This window comes from Streptomyces sp. NPDC044571, assembly GCF_040647115.1.
Lineage (GTDB): Bacteria > Actinomycetota > Actinomycetes > Streptomycetales > Streptomycetaceae > Streptomyces.
Window position 1 is genome coordinate 1 of record NZ_JBEZBN010000047.1, and the last position, 16,906, is coordinate 16,906.

At 72.2% G+C, this 16,906-nt stretch carries 14 protein-coding genes; 3 read left to right on the forward strand and 11 right to left on the reverse strand.

The genetic code is table 11. The features are described 5' to 3' along the window. Positions 1-209: 209 nt before the first annotated feature. From AB0B01_RS23205 to eccB, 4 genes are all read right to left on the reverse strand, one after another. Positions 210-518, reverse strand: a complete 309-nt coding sequence (locus AB0B01_RS23205; RefSeq protein WP_361722222.1) for a WXG100 family type VII secretion target — start codon at positions 516-518, stop codon at positions 210-212. 56 nt (positions 519-574) lie between these two features. After that, positions 575-913 carry a hypothetical protein gene (locus AB0B01_RS23210; RefSeq protein ID WP_361722225.1) on the reverse strand — a complete coding sequence of 113 codons (339 nt, stop codon included), beginning with the start codon at positions 911-913 and terminating at the stop codon, positions 575-577. Between the two features lie 214 nt (positions 914-1,127). Then, positions 1,128-2,393, reverse strand: coding sequence for a type VII secretion-associated serine protease mycosin (gene mycP / locus AB0B01_RS23215; RefSeq protein ID WP_361722228.1), 1,266 nt, complete (start codon positions 2,391-2,393; stop codon positions 1,128-1,130). Positions 2,394-2,404: 11 nt separating this feature from the next. After that, the gene (gene eccB / locus AB0B01_RS23220) at positions 2,405-4,012 is read right to left on the reverse strand and encodes a type VII secretion protein EccB (protein ID WP_361722231.1); all 1,608 of its coding nucleotides are present in this window, start codon (positions 4,010-4,012) and stop codon (positions 2,405-2,407) included. A 274-nt stretch (positions 4,013-4,286) separates the two neighbouring features. Here eccB and eccE point away from each other — a divergent pair, with 274 nt between their 5' ends. The 3 genes from eccE to AB0B01_RS23235 all read left to right on the forward strand — a co-directional run bounded on the left by eccE (position 4,287) and on the right by AB0B01_RS23235 (position 8,897). Then, positions 4,287-5,561: a type VII secretion protein EccE gene (gene eccE, locus AB0B01_RS23225; protein ID WP_361722234.1), complete on the forward strand. Its 1,275-nt coding sequence runs from the start codon at positions 4,287-4,289 to the stop codon at positions 5,559-5,561. Continuing rightward, positions 5,558-6,256: a hypothetical protein gene (locus AB0B01_RS23230; RefSeq protein WP_361722237.1), complete on the forward strand. Its 699-nt coding sequence runs from the start codon at positions 5,558-5,560 to the stop codon at positions 6,254-6,256. The genes eccE and AB0B01_RS23230 overlap by 4 nt, the downstream gene beginning before the upstream one ends. Positions 6,257-6,470: 214 nt before the next feature. Continuing rightward, complete coding sequence (locus AB0B01_RS23235; protein WP_361722240.1) at positions 6,471-8,897, forward strand: SCO5717 family growth-regulating ATPase; 2,427 nt, start codon at positions 6,471-6,473, stop codon at positions 8,895-8,897. A 125-nt stretch (positions 8,898-9,022) separates the two neighbouring features. On the opposite strand, the gene AB0B01_RS23240 is transcribed toward AB0B01_RS23235, so the two are convergent. The 7 genes from AB0B01_RS23240 to nusA all read right to left on the reverse strand — a co-directional run bounded on the left by AB0B01_RS23240 (position 9,023) and on the right by nusA (position 16,904). Continuing rightward, a complete protein-coding gene (locus tag AB0B01_RS23240; protein WP_361722243.1) occupies positions 9,023-9,979 on the reverse strand; it encodes a bifunctional riboflavin kinase/FAD synthetase in 957 nt (318 codons plus the stop codon). A gap of 400 nt (positions 9,980-10,379) precedes the next feature. Beyond that, complete coding sequence (truB, locus tag AB0B01_RS23245; protein ID WP_361722246.1) at positions 10,380-11,288, reverse strand: tRNA pseudouridine(55) synthase TruB; 909 nt, start codon at positions 11,286-11,288, stop codon at positions 10,380-10,382. Then, a complete protein-coding gene (rbfA, locus tag AB0B01_RS23250; RefSeq protein WP_030011581.1) occupies positions 11,285-11,734 on the reverse strand; it encodes a 30S ribosome-binding factor RbfA in 450 nt (149 codons plus the stop codon). The genes truB and rbfA overlap by 4 nt, the downstream gene beginning before the upstream one ends. 28 nt (positions 11,735-11,762) lie before the next feature. Then, entirely contained in the window at positions 11,763-12,056 is a 294-nt protein-coding gene (locus AB0B01_RS23255; protein ID WP_361722249.1) for a DUF503 domain-containing protein, read from the reverse strand. Between the two features lie 154 nt (positions 12,057-12,210). Next, the gene (infB, locus tag AB0B01_RS23260) at positions 12,211-15,330 is read right to left on the reverse strand and encodes a translation initiation factor IF-2 (RefSeq protein ID WP_361722252.1); all 3,120 of its coding nucleotides are present in this window, start codon (positions 15,328-15,330) and stop codon (positions 12,211-12,213) included. Positions 15,331-15,486: 156 nt separating this feature from the next. Continuing rightward, on the reverse strand, positions 15,487-15,774 hold the full coding sequence (locus AB0B01_RS23265; protein ID WP_356847814.1) for a YlxR family protein: 288 nt from the start codon (positions 15,772-15,774) through the stop codon (positions 15,487-15,489). Positions 15,775-15,893: 119 nt separating this feature from the next. Next, the gene (nusA, locus tag AB0B01_RS23270; protein ID WP_361722255.1) at positions 15,894-16,904 is read right to left on the reverse strand and encodes a transcription termination factor NusA; all 1,011 of its coding nucleotides are present in this window, start codon (positions 16,902-16,904) and stop codon (positions 15,894-15,896) included. Positions 16,905-16,906: the final 2 nt, after the last annotated feature.

The window sequence follows — 16,906 nt, forward strand, 5'->3', positions numbered from 1 at the left end:
GCCAGAAGGGCGTCCAGGTTTGTCTTCACACACTGACCAACGGGCGCCCTTCGCCATGGTCGCGACCAGCACAGACATCGGACTCATTCATCTAGGCCGCTGCCGGACGCTTCCGGATACGACGACGGGGCGCGCCCGATGCGGGCGCGCCCCGTGGTCACGTACGGCAGGGCCCGGCAGGCCCCGGTGGGCCGGGAGGCCCGGGTGGCTCAGTAGGCCTCGGTGAACAGGCGCGAGGCCTTCACGTCGGTGGCCCGGTACTGGCCCTTGCCGTGCTCGATGAGCGTGGCGACCTTTTCCAGCTGGTGGTGCATGTGGTCGGCCTTGGCCTTGTACTTCCCCTGGAGGGTGACGTAGGCGGCGTGCGCCTCACCGTCCCAGGTGTCGGTCACGACCTTCAGGGCCTGGTCCATCTCCTGGAGGTCCGTGACGATCTTCTTCGAGACGATCCGGATGCGGTTGGCCATCTCCTGGACGCTCTCATACCGAACCCGGGTGTGCCCGTCGGTACCAGCCATGATCTTCTCCTTCGCGCGGGGCTGAGTGGGGAACGACGTGACGTGACGACGTCAGGTCAGATGCTGTTGAGACCCGAACCCGAACCGCCGCCGGAGGACTGGACGGCCTTGAAGGCCGCGCGCACGTCGTCGTCCTGGGCGTTGCTCAGGTTCTTGGTCTGCGCGACCGCGTTGTGCAGCACTCCGAGCAGCCGTCGGATCTCGTCGTGGTCCTCGTTCACGACCGTCTGGGCGTCGATGAAGCCCGAGGCACCCACACCGGTCCAGCCGGCGCTCACCGTGGCGAGGATGTCGGCCAGCTCGCGGGACTGGGTGGTGACGGCGTTGGCCGTCGTCTCGATCTTGTTCTTCGCCTGGACGATCGGATCGTCTGCGAGACCGAAATTGTTGCTCATCCGAAGCTCCTCACTTCTCAATTCGCCGGCAGAACCGGCGGATTGCGCAGCAGAGCGGACGTTCCCGGCACGGTTTTGAGCCACATGCTTCCGGAACTCCCCCTCCGCTTCACGCGATCCCCCGATCACAGTCGTGAAGCCTGGTGTCACTCTAGCCAGTTCATCGCACTGCCCCAACACCGGTGGGCTGCTTCCGTTGATGAACTGTGACTGTTCACTGCAAACGGCGACGGCGTCGCCGTGCGTCACGGATGACGGTCGCCGTACCGGTGATGACCGCGATCAACACGCCCCCGATGCCCAGAGCGTACGTCCCGAACCGCTCCTCGCGCTCCTGCGCCGTCTCCGACAGCTGCATCGGCGCCGCCTCCGGGGCGGCCGCCGGGGGCGGTCCGGGGTCCGGGACGGGCGCCTTCGGGGTGTCGTGGTCCTGGGTGAGCGCGCGCACCGGGTCGACGACGCCCCAACCGACGTAGTCGTCACGGCCGTTGACGGAGCGTTCGGCGGTGCCCTCGATCTGCCAGACGACCTGCTGCGGCGTCCACTCGGGGTGCTTGGCGCGCAGCAGGGCCGCGACGCCGGCGACGTACGGGGCCGAGAAGCTGGTGCCGTTGTCGATGCACTGGCCGAAGCCCGGGACGGTGGAGACCATGTCGACGCCGGGTGCCGCGACCCCGATGAAGTCGCCCGGCTGGGAGAAGGCGGCCCGCTCGTTGTTGCGGTCCGAGGAGGCGACCGCGAGGACGCCGGGGAAGGCCGCCGGGTAGGTGCGGTGCTTCTCGCCGGTCATGCCGTCGTTGCCCGCGGAGGCCACGACCACGATCTTCTGGTCGATGGCCCTCTGGACCGCCTTGCCGAGCTCGGAGTCCGCGCTCAGCGCGGCGTCGGTGTCCTGGGAGATGTTGATCACCTGGGCGCCCTTGGCGACCGCGTGGTCGATGGCCTGGGCCAGGCTGAGGGCGTTGCCCTTGCCCTGTCCGTCGTTCTGCCGGATGGGGATGATCGTGGCCTCCGGTGCCAGCCCGACGAAGCCCGTGCCCTCCTGGGGGCGGGCCGCGATCAGCCCGGCGACCTTCGTGCCGTGCCCGACCGTGTCGATCGTGCCGTCGCCGCCCTTGGGGTCGAGGAAGTCCTTGCCGGCGCCCGTGTCGACGGCGGCGCTGAGCTGCGGGTTCGCCCGGTCGACGCCGGTGTCGATGACGGCGACGCGCACGCTCTTGCCGTCCTTGTCCTTGCCCTTGGTCTGCGCCCAGAGCGCATCGAGCAGGAGCCGCTGCAGGGCCCAGGGGCGGTCGGCGATCTGCTTCTTCATGGGGAAGGTGCACTCGCCTCCGCCGCTGAGCAGCAGGGCGGGCGGCGGTGTCTGCTGCGGGGGCGCGGCCGCGGTGGCAGCGGCGTTCGCGGGGTTCACGGCGCAGACCGCGGCAAGGGTGAGGCCCGCGGCGAGGAGCGCGCCGCGCCGGTACGTGGGAGTGGGCATCGGCGGTGTCCTCACGAACCCTGCGGCTGGCGGGCCGAGTTGGTGTCCAGGCGGGGCCCCTTGGAGAGGAACTCCGACCAGGCGATGGGCACCAGGGCCGGTACGACGCCTCCGTAGCCGAGCCGGACCTGCGCCTGGCTGGGCTCGGGGCGGCCGTCCGCGGTGCCGGTGGCGCCCGCGGCGCCCTGCTGCTGGTCGGGGGCGCCGATCTTCGACTTCTCGGCGTCGCTGTCGCCGTTGGCCTGTACGGCGTACCGCAGGCCGGTGTCGGTGACCAGGAACAGGGCGCCCCCGGCGGTGGTCTGCTTGCCCTGGACCTGGGTGTAGAGCAGTCCGGAGCCCGGGGTGACGTAGGCGCTCGTACCGCTGGCCGTGATGTCGATGGGGAAGCCGGTGCCGGCCCAGGTGCTGAGCGTCTGGTTGCCCTGGCCGTCCACGGAGCGCAGGACGTTGCAGATCGTGTCGCGGGCGCCGGCGCCCGCGGCGGATCCGGTGGTGGCTGCGTCGGCGGGTGCGGTCTGGTTGATCCGCTCCGACTTCTTCTGCGGCCACTTGGCCTCGCCCTTGAAGGGGGCGGTGTCCGGGTTGAGCGACTGGAGGTCGACCTCACGCGGCTTGCCGTGCATGTTGAGGCCGTCGGTCGCGGGCGCGGAGATCAACAGCCAGGCGACGAAGTCGGAGACCGGGGCGACCTTGCCGGGCAGCACGACGTAGTGCTGCGCACCGGACCCGGTCTGCGCCTTCAGCACCATGCCGACCTTGTTGTCGGCGCTGGTCAGGCCCTGGACGTCGGCCTTCGTGCCGGCCGCGGCGGGCAGCTGCGGGAAGGCGAGGTCGTCGCCGGGGTCGAGCGTGGCCAGCCACTGCTCCGTGACCTGCTGCGGGGTGGCTCCGGTGCTGCCGACCAGCGCGTTGGTCATCTTGCCCGCGTCCGCGGTGCCTTCGGGGAACTTGTACTTGTGGCCCGTCGCGTCGACCAGGTAGCGCTCCTTGCCCGCGCCCGTGCTCTGGACGTACAGCATCTGGCTGTCGGTGACCTTGCGGGCGTCGTCCATCAGCCCCGCCTCGCGGTCGGCGAGCACGAAGGTGGCGGTCTGCACGGTCTTGGAATTGCCGCCCGGCGCCTGGCAGACGGCCCAGCGCTTGGCCTTGCCAGCGTCCCCCTTCGCGGGCAGCCGGTCCGGGGCGTACGGGATGCCGATGATGGGGCCGCGCGGCGGCTTGCCCGCGTCCAGGACCTTGTCCTCGACCTGGATGACCTTGAACTTCTGCGGATCCAGCAGGAGTCGGGCGGACGCCAGGTTCAGCACCGGGTGCAGCCGGGTCTGGTCCTTGCCGTTCACCTTGGTCGTCAGCACCACGTACCGGGTGGTCGACTGCTTGCCGACGATGACCTTCGTCCCCGGCTCGTCCCAGCCCTTGGGGGCCTGCGGCTTGAACATGCCCCAGGCGCCGAATCCGGCGAGGACCAGTGCCCCCACCACCATTCCGGGCAGGACCGCACGCAGCGGGCGCGGCGCACCTTCCTCGGAGCCCGTCGCGGAGGGCTGGAGGAACGCGGCCACCGTGCGCCGCTTCGCAAAGGTGTACGCGTTGAGTTCATCACGCCGTGATGCCATGACCGCCTGCTTCTCCCCGCACGGCCCGGTCGGTGGTTACGGTCCCCGGGCCTCGATTGTCGGACCGGGCACCTACTATGCCTCTTGACGGAGGGTGCGCACGGGCCGGGTAGGGTGGGGCGGCCGCTCAACTCCTTCCGGACCGCACTATTCAGGGTCTTCGGGGCATCGGGGCTGTGGGAATGGATTGGGGAGATTCCGGGAGCGCGCGGCGGGCGGCGCGCAGCTCCGGTACTCACGGGGTCTGGCCCCGGGAAGGGGAGGTGGGCGAGTGATGGCCACCGCGACGCAGCCGCGCACCGGCGCGGCCGCACCCGTGCGCGGCGGGGTGACACCGCATCCGAAGTCGAGCCCTGGCCGCTTCGGTCCGTTCCGATTGCAACAGCTCGTGCTGCTGCAGGTCGCCGCGGCCGCCCTCTTGGTGGCCTGGGTCGTGGAGCCGCTGCTGCTGGTTCCCGCCGGCGCCCTGGCCCTCGCCCTCGTGGTGCTCGCGGTCGTACGCCGCCACCAGCGCTCCCTGCCCGAGTGGATCGGCGGCGCGCTCGCGCTGCGGGCGCGCAGGCGCCGTGCCGCGGCTTTCGCGGTCCCGGCCGGGACCGAGCCCGGGCTGGCCCCGCTCGTCGAGGCCGATCCCGCGCTGCGCACCCTCACCTTCAGCGACCGCGACCGGCGGCCGGTCGGGATGGTGGGCGACGGGACCTTCCTGACGGCCGTGGTCCAGGTCGACATGGACGCAACGGCCCTGCGGCCCGACCGCGGTGCCCGGCCGCTGCCCCTTGCACTCGTCCGGGACATCCTCGAAGTGGACGGCATCCGGCTGGAATCGGCGCAGCTGGTGCAGCACACCCAGCCGGCGCCCGCACCGCACCTGCCGGCCCAGTCGATGGCGACGCGCAACTACGCGCCGCTGCAGGCCCAGACGGGCACTCCGGCGGTGCGGCTGACGTGGATCGCGCTCAAGCTCGACCCGGAGCTGTGCCCCGAGGCGGTCACCGCGCGCGGCGGCGGGCTCGCGGGCGCGCAGCGCTGCGTGGTGCGGGCGGCCGACCAGTTGGCGAGCCGGCTGACGGGGGCCGGCTTCCGGGCGACGGTGCTGACGGAGCAGGAGCTTACGGCCGCGCTGGCCACCTCCTCGTGCGCGAACCCGATGGCGATCACCCAGGCGGGCCGCTCGTCGAGCACCGGCCGCCGGACGGAGGAGACGGCGCGGATCTGGCGCTGCGACGACCGGCGGCACACCACGTACTGGATAGGCCGCTGGCCGCAGCTGGGCGGTGCCGGGGCGGCGTCGCTGCCGCAGTTCGTGGCGCTGCTGACCTCGCTTCCGGCCCTGGCGACGAACTTCAGCCTGACGATGGCTCCGGCGGAGCGCCAGGGCGTCACCCTGACCGGTCACGTACGGGTGACGGGCCGCAGCGACGAGGAACTGGTGGCGGCCCGCCGGGAGCTGGAGCGGACGGCCCGGGGCGTACGGACCGGCCTGGTCCGGCTCGACCGTGAACAGGTACCGGGGCTGCTGGCTTCGCTGCCGCTGGGAGGGGCGCGATGAGGGGCGGCTTCGGGCTGATCGGCCCGCGCCGGGAGCGGCACGTCGTGCCGGCGGCGGATCTGGACGCGCTGGCCCTGCCCGTCGGGGACGACGGGGTCGTCATCGGCGTGGACGCCGAGGGACGGCCGGCGGTGCTGGGCGTCAACCGGCCGACGCCGTACGAGGTGACGCTGATCGGCGGCCTGTGGACCGCGCAGGTCCTGGCGCTGCGCGCGGCGGCCACGGGTGCACGGGTCGCGGTGGAAACCGGCCGCGGGGCGGTCTGGTCCGGGCTGGCCCAGGCCGCGGGCGGCGGGCAGCAGTGTGTGACCCTGCACGAGGTGGGCCGGGTGCCCCCGCAGGGCGCGTCGGCGGGCAGCCCGGTGCTGGTGATCCGCGACTGCGGGATGCGGCCGCCGCGCGGGCGTGTGGTGGCGGGCCCCTGGCAGTCGGTGCTGACGCTGCTGCCGTACCTGAGCCCGACGGCGCCGCGGCTGCTGCAGAACTCCTCACTGGTGGGCGTGCAGCGGGTGTCCCCCGACGAGGCGGAGCAGATCGGCCGGCTGATGAACCTGCCGCAGGCGGCGGTGGATTCCCTGCCGACGCTGGGCGACGGCGTGACGCTCTGGTGCACGGGGCGCGACCGCCAGTTCGTCATGACCCAGGGCACCGACGCGGAGACCAACCTCCTGGGGCCCTCCCGCCGCATCGACTGACCGCGGGAACGGGAAGGCAGTGACGGTCGCTCAGAGGGCGGCCGCCCCGTGGGAGAGGCCGCCGCGGCCGGCCCCGTGGAGCCGGCTCCGACCGCCCCTGGCACCGTGCGGCGACCACCGGGGGCGGACACTGGCCTCAGGGCCCGATTAGGCTGAGTGCGGGCGCGGCGTCGAGGTGGGCGCCGGACCGGTGTTCGACAGACCAGGAGGACCAGTGAACGGCGATCGGAACGAGAGGCGCGGCGGGACGTGGGACGTCCCGACGGACGATCAGTCCGACGCGGAGCCCGAGATGACGGGCGAGTTCACCATCGACTACACCCCGCCGGCCTGGTACACCCAGGGCGCGGCCCCGGCCACGCCGGTACCCGACCTGCCCGCGGGCAGCGGCTTCGAACCCCACAGCCCTTCGGATGTGGGCTCGCCGCCGACCATGCGGATCGCTCCTCCGGCCCCGCGCACCCCGGCGGACGACGCGGGTACCCCTGCGCCGCCCGCGGCTCCGGCCGAGCAACCGCCGGGGCCGCCCGCGCCCGTGAGCGCCCCGGTGGACGACGCCGCGCCCGCACCTTCGCCGGCGCCCGTGCCCGCGCCCGCGCCCGTGGCCCTGGCGAAGCCCGCCGCCGAGGCGCCCGTCCCGGTCCAGCGGCACGACACTCCGCCCGACGGGACGGCCATCCCGTTCGCCGCCGTGGAGCCCCCGGCGGAGCAGCGGTCCGCGCCTGCGCCGGTGGAGGACGCCGCACCCGCGCCCTTCACGCCCCCGGCACCCCCGACCCCGGAAGCGGTCACGGACCCCGTCCCGGCACCCTTCCCGGCCCCGGTCACGGACGCGGCCCCCGCGCCCTTCACGCCCCCGGCACCCCCGACCCCGGAAGCGGTCGCGGACGCCGTCCCGGCGCCCTTCGCTCCCCCGGGCGCGGACGCCGTGCCCTCGCCGTACGCGGCGCCGACACCGGCACCGGATGCCGAACCGGTGGCGGACGCCGCGCCCGGGCCCTACGCGGCACCGGCTCAGGCTCCGGCTCCGGAGGCGCCTTCTCCCGTCAGTCCTGCGGATGCTCCTCACCCGCCCGTGGCGACCTCCTTCGAGGGATCCGGCGGCGAACTCCCCGCGCTGCCGCCGTCGTTCGCCCCGCAGAACGGGTACGGCTTCCCGCCACCGGCCTCCCCTGCACCCGGCCCGGCCCAGCTGTCGCAGCCGCAGCCGCAGCCGCAGAACGGGTACGGCTTCCCCCCGTCGACCTCCCCGGCACCGGCACCCGGCCCGGCCCGGCAGCAGCCCCAGAACGACTACGCGTTCCCCGCTCCGGCGCCGGCTCCGGCACCCGCCCCGCCCCACGTCGACCCCCGCACCGGCGCCCCGTGGGCGCCCGCGCCCCAGCCGGCACCGGGCCCGCAGCCGCACGACCCGCGCTACCAGCCCGGCCCGGCCTCCGGCGGAGCGCCCCTCGGGTACACCGCCGCCGTCGAGCTGTCCTCCGACCGCCTGCTGCGCGGCAAGCAGAAGCCCAAGCCGCAGCGCTCCGGCTTCCGCTTCGGCGGCAAGGCCGCCGAAGCGGAGCGGCTGCGCAAGCTGGAGCTCATCCGCACCCCGGTGATGTCCTGCTACCGCATCGCCGTCATCAGCCTCAAGGGCGGCGTCGGCAAGACCACGACCACCACCGCCCTCGGCGCCACCCTGGCCACCGAGCGCCAGGACAAGATCCTGGCCATCGATGCCAACCCGGACGCCGGCACCCTCGGCCGCCGCGTCCGGCGCGAGACCGGGGCCACGATCCGGGACCTGGTCCAGGCGATCCCGTACCTGAACTCCTACATGGACATCCGGCGGTTCACGTCCCAGGCTCCTTCCGGCCTGGAGATCATCGCCAACGACGTGGACCCGGCCGTTTCCACGACCTTCAACGACGAGGACTACCGCCGCGTCATCGAGACGCTCGGCCGCCAGTACCCGATCATCCTGACCGACTCGGGCACGGGCCTCCTCTACTCCGCCATGCGCGGGGTCCTGGACCTGGCCGATCAGCTGATCATCATCTCGACCCCGTCCGTCGACGGCGCCAGCAGCGCGAGCACCACGCTCGACTGGCTCTCCGCGCACGGGTACGGGGACCTCGTCTCGCGCTCCCTCACCGTCATCTCGGGGGTCCGTGAGACCAGCAAGATGATCAAGATCGAAGACATCGTGCAGCACTTCGAGACGCGGTGCCGGGGCGTCGTCGTCGTGCCGTTCGACGAGCACCTCGCGGCCGGTGCCGAGGTCGACCTCGACCTCATGCGGCCCAAGACCCGGGAGGCGTACTTCAACCTCTCCGCCCTGGTGGCGGAGGACTTCGTACGGGCTGCCCAGCAGGCCCCCCAGGGCCACTGGGGCGCCCCCCAGCAGCCCCACCAGCCGCAGCAGCCGCAGCAGCCCCAGCAGCCGCACCCCGCTGCGCAGCCCTACGGCCAGCCGCAGGCCCCGTCCCCGTACCAGCAGCCGCCGCAGCCGTACGTCCAGCCCTACCCCCAGCCCGGCCAGCCCTGGCAGCCGCAGCAGCCCCACCAGCCACAGCCACAGCCACAGCCCCAGGCCCCGCAGGGACCGCAGGGACCGCAGGCACCGCAGCAGCCCCCGCGCGACCCGCGCCTCGGCTGACGGCAGCGGGCCAGCCGGCCAGCCGGCCGACCGACCACGGCAGCGCGAAGGGCCCGTACCTCCCCCGGCGGGGAGGTACGGGCCCTCGTGCGTTCCGGCGCGGCAGCAGCGTCCGCCGCCGCGGCTCAGTGCTCGGCGTCGTACGCCTCGGTCAGCGTGCGCGCCCGCTTCACGTCGTCCGCGATGGCCTCCAGCAGGCCGTCCAGCGAGTCGAACTTCGCCATCCCGCGCACGTACGCGAGGAAGTCGATGGTCACGTGCAGGCCGTACAGGTCGAGGCCGACCCGGTCGATCGCGTACGCCTCCACGGTCCGCTCGGTGGCGTCGAACTGGAGGTTCGTCCCCACCGAGATCGCCGCGGGCATCCGCTCGCCGTTGGCCGTGAGCCAGCCCGCGTACACGCCGTCCGCCGGGATGGCGGTGTGCGGCGGCGTCTCGACATTGGCCGTCGGGTAGCCGAGTTCTCGGCCGCGCTGCGCACCCCGGACCACGACGCCCTCGACCCGGTGTGGCCGGCCCAGCACCTCGGCCGCGCCCTGCACGTCCCCCTCCGCGACCAGCTTGCGGGCCAGCGTCGAGGAGAACGGCACGCCGCCGCCCGCCTCGCCGCGCGCCACCAGGTCGACGACCTCGACCTGGTAGTCGTACGTGGAGCCCAGTTCACGGAGGAAGTCGACGTTCCCGGCGGCCCGGTGGCCGAAGCGGAAGTTCGGGCCCTCGATGACGGCGCGGGCGTGCAGCTTGTCGACGAGCACCTTGACGATGAAGTCGGCCGGGGAGAGCTGCGAGAACTCCGCCGTGAAGGGCAGGACCAGCAGCGCGTCGACGCCCAGCTCGGCCATCAGTTCGGCACGACGGTCGTAGGGGGCCAGGATCGGCGGGTGGCTGCCGGGGCGCACGACCTCGCTGGGGTGCGGGTCGAAGGTGACGACCACGGACGGGATGCCGAGCTCGCGCGCCGTGGCGACGGCACGCCCGATGATCAGCTGATGACCCCGGTGCACGCCGTCGTAGGAGCCGATGGTGACGACGCTGCGTCCCCAGTCCTGGGGGATGTCCTCCAAGCCACGCCAGCGCTGCACTGTGACCGCTCCTCGCCCGAACCGTTGAGGCCCTGTATGCCCTGTCCTGATTGCCGATTGCAGGTCTAAGACTGCCATGCCGGTGCCCGGGGCCCCGCATCGGTATCCGGGTCCGCGGCGCTCTGTGTCATCTCGGCGACACGGCGTCGCGCGAGCGGTGGCCGCAGCGGCCCGGCGGTCCACGGCGCACGGCGGATGCGACGGCGGAAAGCGCCCCCTTGCGCTCCGTCAGTCACTCCGCGCGCCTGCTCGGACGGGTGAATACGGGGGCTCGGGTGGAAAGAGACCTACCCGAGGGGGGTCGTGGAGCGGTGAGCGGCGGGTGATGTGCGCTCACCGCTCCACGTCATTGCGGTCTGGCATTGCGGATGGGGCACTGCGGATCGGGCGTCACTGTGGATCAGGCGAAGACGGCCAGCGACTTGGCCTTGCCGCCCTTGTTCTCCACGAGCCCGAGCAGCCGGCCCTCGGGGCCGAAGACGGCCACGGGCCGGCCTGCCGGATAGGCGTCCGGCATCTCGATGCGCACGCCGTTGGCGAGCAGCGAGGCCCGGCGCGCGTCCAGGTCCCAGCGGGGGAAGGCCGCGGCCGCCGCCTCGCCGATCGGCATGACGGTGAGCTCCTCCTGGAGCTGGTCCAGGGTCCGCGCCCGGTCGAGCTTGTACGGGCCCACCCGGGTGCGCCGCAGCGCGGTCAGGTGCCCGCCGACCCCGAGGTCGGCGCCCAGGTCGCGCGCCAGGGCGCGGATGTACGTACCGCTGGAGCAGACGACGGAGACGACCAGGTCGACGACCTTGGTGCCGTCCTCGGCCTCCGCGTCCCGCATGTCGTACACCTGGAAGGACGAGATGGTCACCGGCCGGGCCGGGATGTCGAAGTCCTCGCCGTCCCGCGCGCGCTTGTAGGAGCGCACGCCCTTGATCTTGATGGCGCTGACCTTGGACGGCACCTGCATGATCTCGCCGGACAGCTTGGCGATCCCCGCGTCCACGGCCTCGCGGGTGACCCCGGAGGCGTCCCTGCTGGAGGTGATCTCGCCCTCCGCGTCGTCCGTCAGCGTGTTCTGGCCGAGGCGGATGGTGCCGAGGTATTCCTTCTCGGTGAGCGCGAGGTGGCCGAGGAGCTTGGTGGCCTTCTCGACGCCCAGGACGAGCACACCCGTCGCCATCGGGTCGAGCGTGCCGGCGTGGCCGACGCGGCGGGTCTTGGCGATCCCGCGCATCTTGGCGACCACGTCGTGCGAAGTGAAGCCGGACGGCTTGTCGACGATGACAAGGCCGTCCGGCGTCGTGCCTGCGTGCTTGCTCATTCCGCGGCTGCGTCCTCGTCGTCCTCGCCCGGCTTCTTGTACGGGTCGGCGTCGCCGGCGTACTGGGCACCGGAGGACACCTCGCGCACCTGCGCGTCGGAGGCGCGCGCCTTGTCGAGGAGGTCCTCGATGGTCTTGGCGTTCTCCGGGAGGGCGTCCGCGACGAAGGTCAGGGTCGGCGTGAACTTGGTACCCGCCGCCCGGCCGACCGCGGAACGCAGTACGCCCTTGGCGCTCTCCAGGCCCGCTGCCGCGCTGGCCCGATCCTCGTCGTCGCCGTACACCGTGTAGAAGACCGTGGCCTCCCGCAGGTCGCCGGTGACCCGGGTGTCCGTGATGGTCACGTGCGTACCGAGGCGGGGGTCCTTGACACCACGCTGCAGCTTCTCGGCCACCACCTCCCGGATGAGGTCCGCCAGCTTCTTCGCCCGCGCATTGTCGGCCACTGGTCCGTCTCCTTCTTATGTCTTGCTATCAGTCTTCATCACCGTGCAGCTGCCGTCTCACCGACAGCAGCTCCACTTCCGGACGCGCCGCGACCAGCCGCTCGCAGCGGTCCAGCACGTCCGAGAGGAACCCCGTGTCCCCACTCACCAGAGCGACCCCGATTCGGGCCCTGCGGTGCAGATCCTGATGGCCCACCTCGGCCGCGCTCACGGAGAACTTGCGTTGGAGCTCGGCGACGATGGGCCGGATCACGGAGCGTTTCTCCTTCAGCGAGTGGACGTCGCCGAGGAGCAGGTCGAAGGACAGAGTCCCCACGTACATTCAGTTCCGGATGTCCCGCCGGTGCGGGTTAGGTGGCCTGCCGGGCCGTCGCGCGGCAGGATCACCAGAACCGTACACGCAACGGCCGGGGCCGATCGACGGATATTCCGCCGACCGGCCCCGGGCTTACGACACCGTGCGATGTGCCTCGCGCTTACGCGCGGGGCTTCTCGCGCATCTCGTACGTCGCGATGACGTCGTCGACCTTGATGTCGTTGAAGTTTCCGAGGTTGATACCACCCTCGAAGCCCTCGCGGATCTCGGTGACGTCGTCCTTGAAGCGGCGCAGACCGGAGATGGTGAGGTTCTCGGCGATGACCTTGCCATCGCGCAGGAGCCGCGCCTTGGTGTTGCGCTTGACCTCGCCGGAGCGGATGAGCACACCCGCGATGTTGCCCAGCTTGGACGAGCGGAAGATCTCGCGGACCTCCGCCGTACCGAGCTCGACCTCTTCGTACTCCGGCTTGAGCAGACCCTTGAGGGCCGCCTCGATCTCCTCGATGGCCTGGTAGATCACCGAGTAGTAGCGGACGTCGACGCCCTCGCGCTCCGCCATCTGCGCGGCACGGCCGGCCGCACGGACGTTGTAGCCGATGACGATGGCGTCGGAGCCCATCGCCAGGTCGATGTCGGACTCGGTGACCGCACCCACACCGCGGTGCAGGACGCGGATGTCCACCTCTTCGCCGACGTCGAGCTGGAGCAGCGAGGACTCCAGGGCCTCGACCGCACCGGACGCGTCGCCCTTGATGATGAGGTTGAGTTCCTGGACCAGACCGGCCTTGAGGACCGAGTCCAGGTCTTCCAGGGACACCCGGCGGACACGCTTGGCGAAGTTGGCGTTGCGCTCGCGCGCAGCACGCTTCTCGGCGATCTGACGGGCCGTACGGTCCTCGTCGACGACGAGGAAGTTGTCGCCGGCGCCGGGGACGTTGGTGAGACCCAGGACCAGGACGGGGGTCGACGGACCCGCTTCCTCGACGTTGTTGCCCTTGTCGTCGAGCATCGCGCGGACTCGGCCGTACGCGTCGCCCACGACCATCGTGTCGCCGACGCGGAGGGTACCGCGCTGGACGAGGACGGTGGCGACGGCACCGCGGCCGCGGTCGAGGTGGGACTCGATCGCAATACCCTGAGCGTCCTGCTCCGGGTTGGCGCGCAGGTCGAGCGAGGCGTCGGCGGTGAGGACGACGGCCTCCAGCAGGGAGTCGATGTGCAGACCCTGCTTGGCGGAGATGTCGACGAACATCGTGTCGCCGCCGTACTCCTCGGCGACCAGACCGAACTCGGTGAGCTGACCGCGGACCTTGACCGGGTCGGCACCCTCGACGTCGATCTTGTTGACCGCGACGACGATCGGGACGCCGGCGGCCTTGGCGTGGTTCAGCGCCTCGATCGTCTGCGGCATGACGCCGTCGTTGGCCGCGACCACGAGGATCGCGATGTCGGTCGACTTGGCACCACGGGCACGCATGGCGGTGAACGCCTCGTGACCCGGGGTGTCGATGAAGGTGATGCGACGCTCTTCGTCGTTCACCTCGGTGGAGACCTGGTAGGCACCGATGTGCTGGGTGATGCCGCCGGCCTCGCCCGCAACGACGTTCGTCTTGCGGATGGCGTCGAGCAGTCGGGTCTTACCGTGGTCGACGTGACCCATGACGGTCACGACCGGCGGACGCGGCATGAGGAATTCCTCGCCGCCCTCGTCCTCGCCGAACTCGATGTCGAAGGTCTCCAGGAGCTCGCGGTCCTCCTCCTCCGGGCTGACGATCTGAACGGTGTAGTTCATCTCGCCGGCGAGGAGCTGGAGGGTCTCGTCGGAGACGGACTGCGTGGCAGTGACCATCTCGCCGAGGTTCATCATGACCGCGACCAGCGACGCCGGGTTGGCGTTGATCTTCTCCGCGAAGTCGGTGAGGGACGCACCGCGCGACAGGCGAACGGTCTCGCCGTTGCCGCGGGGCAGCATCACGCCGCCCACGGACGGGGCCTGCATGGCCTCGTACTCCTGGCGCCTCTGACGCTTCGACTTGCGGCCGCGACGGGCCGGACCGCCGGGACGGCCGAAGGCACCCTGCGTGCCACCACGGGCACCGGGACCGCCGGGACGGCCACCGAAGCCGGGACGGCCGCCGCCACCGGCACCGGCGGGACCGCCGCCGAAGCCGCCGGGACGCGGGCCGCCGAAGCCGCCGCCGCCCGCGGGACGCGAGCCCGGACCGGCCGGACGGCCGGCGAAGCCGCCGCCGGGACGACCGGCGCCACCGGGACGCGGGCCACCGGCACCGGGACCGCGGCCGCCGGGGCCGCCGCCGGGACGGGGACCGGGACCACCGGCAGCGGGACGCTGCGGCATCATGCCCGGGTTCGGACGGTTACCACCGGGAGCACCACCCGGACGCGGGGCGCCGCCCTGCGGACGGGGCATGCCGCCCGGGGTCGGACGGGCGCCGCCGGGACCCTGCGGACGCGGAGCGCCGCCGGGACCACCCTGCGGGCGCGGAGCACCCTGGCCGCCGCCGGCGCCGGGGGCACCGGGACGGGGCGCACCGGCCGGACGGGGCGCCTGCGGGCGCGCCATACCGGTGGAGCCGCCGGAGGTGAAGGGGTTGTTGCCCGGACGGGGACCGGCCGGACGGGCGCCCTGGGGACGCGGGGCCTGAGATCCACCGGGGCCACCGGCGGGACGCTGTCCCTGGGCACCGGGGGCGCCGGCCGGACGCGGGGCGCCGGGACGGGCACCGGACTGACCCGGGGCCGCGGGACGCTGCTGCGCCGGACGCGGGCCGGGGGTCGCACCCGGACCGGCGGGGCGCTCGGCGCGCGCCGGGGCGGCCGGAGCCGACGGGGGCGCGGTGAACTCGGTCGCCACGGGAGCCGCCGGAGCGGGCTTCGGGGCGGCCGGGGCCTTCGGGCCGGGACGCGGGCCGGAGGCGGCCGGCGTCACCGGGGCGGGCGCGGCCGGAGCCTCGGCAGCGGCCGGCTTGGGGGCCGGGGCGCCGGGCTTGGGGGCAGCGGGACGTGCAACGGCGCCGGGGGTGGGAACCCCGGGCTTGGCGGGCGCGGCCTTGCGGGGCGCGCCCGGCTTCGCAGCGGACTTGCCGGCGTTGCCGCCGGGCCCCTGCAGTGCGTCAGTCAACTTGCGTACAACCGGCGCCTCGATCGTCGAGGACGCCGAACGGACGAACTCACCGAGTTCCTGGAGCTTGGCCATGACGACCTTGCTCTCAACTCCGAACTCCTTGGCGAGTTCGTATACCCGGACCTTAGCCACTTCGCTCCTTTTAGGTCCGGGTTACGCCGGACCGTTGCTACTTCATGGGCGTACTCATCGCGTACTCATCGAGTGCTCATCGCAATCTCGACCTACTTCCAACTCGCGAGGTACCTGACCGCACGGGGTATCCGTGCCGTGCTCTTCGTACGTTTCTTACGGTGTCGCCTCGGCCTGGTCGGCCACGGCCTTGTGCAGCTCCGCCGTGTCGAGTGCTCCCGGAGCCCGCAGGGCCCGGGGGAACGCTCTGCGGCGGACCGCCTTGTCGAGGCAGACCACGGCAGGGTGCAGGTATGCACCCCGGCCGGGCAGCGTACCGCTTGGATCAGGGACGCATTCGTCCTCGATCGCCACGATGCGCAGCAGATCGCTCTTGGCCGCTCGCTCCCGGCACCCCACACAGGTGCGTTCGGGGCATGCGCGGGCTTGCGTCCGGCCAGACACGCCTAAGTCTACCTCCCCGCACCGACCTCACCCCTTCGGGCGAAAAATCGAACGGACGTTGTCGGGTTCTGCTGTCCTGATCCTGTCTACCCGCCGGACAGCTCCGACGGGTACCGGATTTATTCCCCGCCCCGGTCCCGCTCTGCGTCCGGGGACGGCTCGGTGTCGGGACGGATGTCGATGCGCCAGCCGGTGAGCCGCGCGGCGAGGCGGGCGTTCTGGCCCTCCTTGCCGATCGCCAGCGACAGCTGGTAGTCGGGCACGGTCACCCGGGCGGAGCGGGAGTCCCAGTCGACGACCTCGACCTTGCTCACCCGGGCGGGTGACAGCGCGTTCGCGACCATCTCCGCCGGGTCGTCCGACCAGTCGACGATGTCGATCTTCTCGCCGTGCAGCTCGGCCATGACGTTGCGGACGCGGGCGCCCATCGGGCCGATGCAGGCGCCCTTGGGGTTGAGGCCCGAGCGGGTGGAGCGCACGGCGATCTTGGTGCGGTGACCGGCCTCACGGGCGATCGCGGAGATCTCCACGCTGCCGTCGGCGATCTCCGGGACCTCCAGCGCGAACAGCTTCTTCACCAGGTTGGGGTGGGTCCGCGACAGGGTAACGGACGGACCGCGGACACCCTTCGCCACCCGTACGACGTACGTCTTGATGCGCAGGCCGTGGGTGTACTCCTCGCCGGGGACCTGCTCCTGCACCGGCAGGATGGCCTCCAGCTTGCCGATGTCGACGAGGACGTTCTTGGGGTCCTTGCCCTGCTGGACGACACCGGTGATGACGTCGCCCTCGCGGCCCGCGAACTCGCCGAAGGTCAAGTCGTCCTCGGCGTCGCGCAGACGCTGGAGGATCACCTGCTTGGCGGTCGTGGCGGCGATCCGGCCGAAGTCCGACGGCGTGTCGTCGAACTCCTTGGGCTCCTGCCCCTCCTCCAGGTCCCGCGGGTCCTCGGTCGCCCACACGACGACGTGGCCGTTGGTGCGGTCCAGCTCCACGCGTGCGCGCCGGAAGCTTCCCTCGGTGCGGTGGTACGCGATGAGGAGGGCCGACTCGATCGCCTCGACGAGCAGGTCGAAGGAGATCTCCTTCTCCCGGACCAGACCCCGCAGGGCACTCATGTCGATGTCCACGG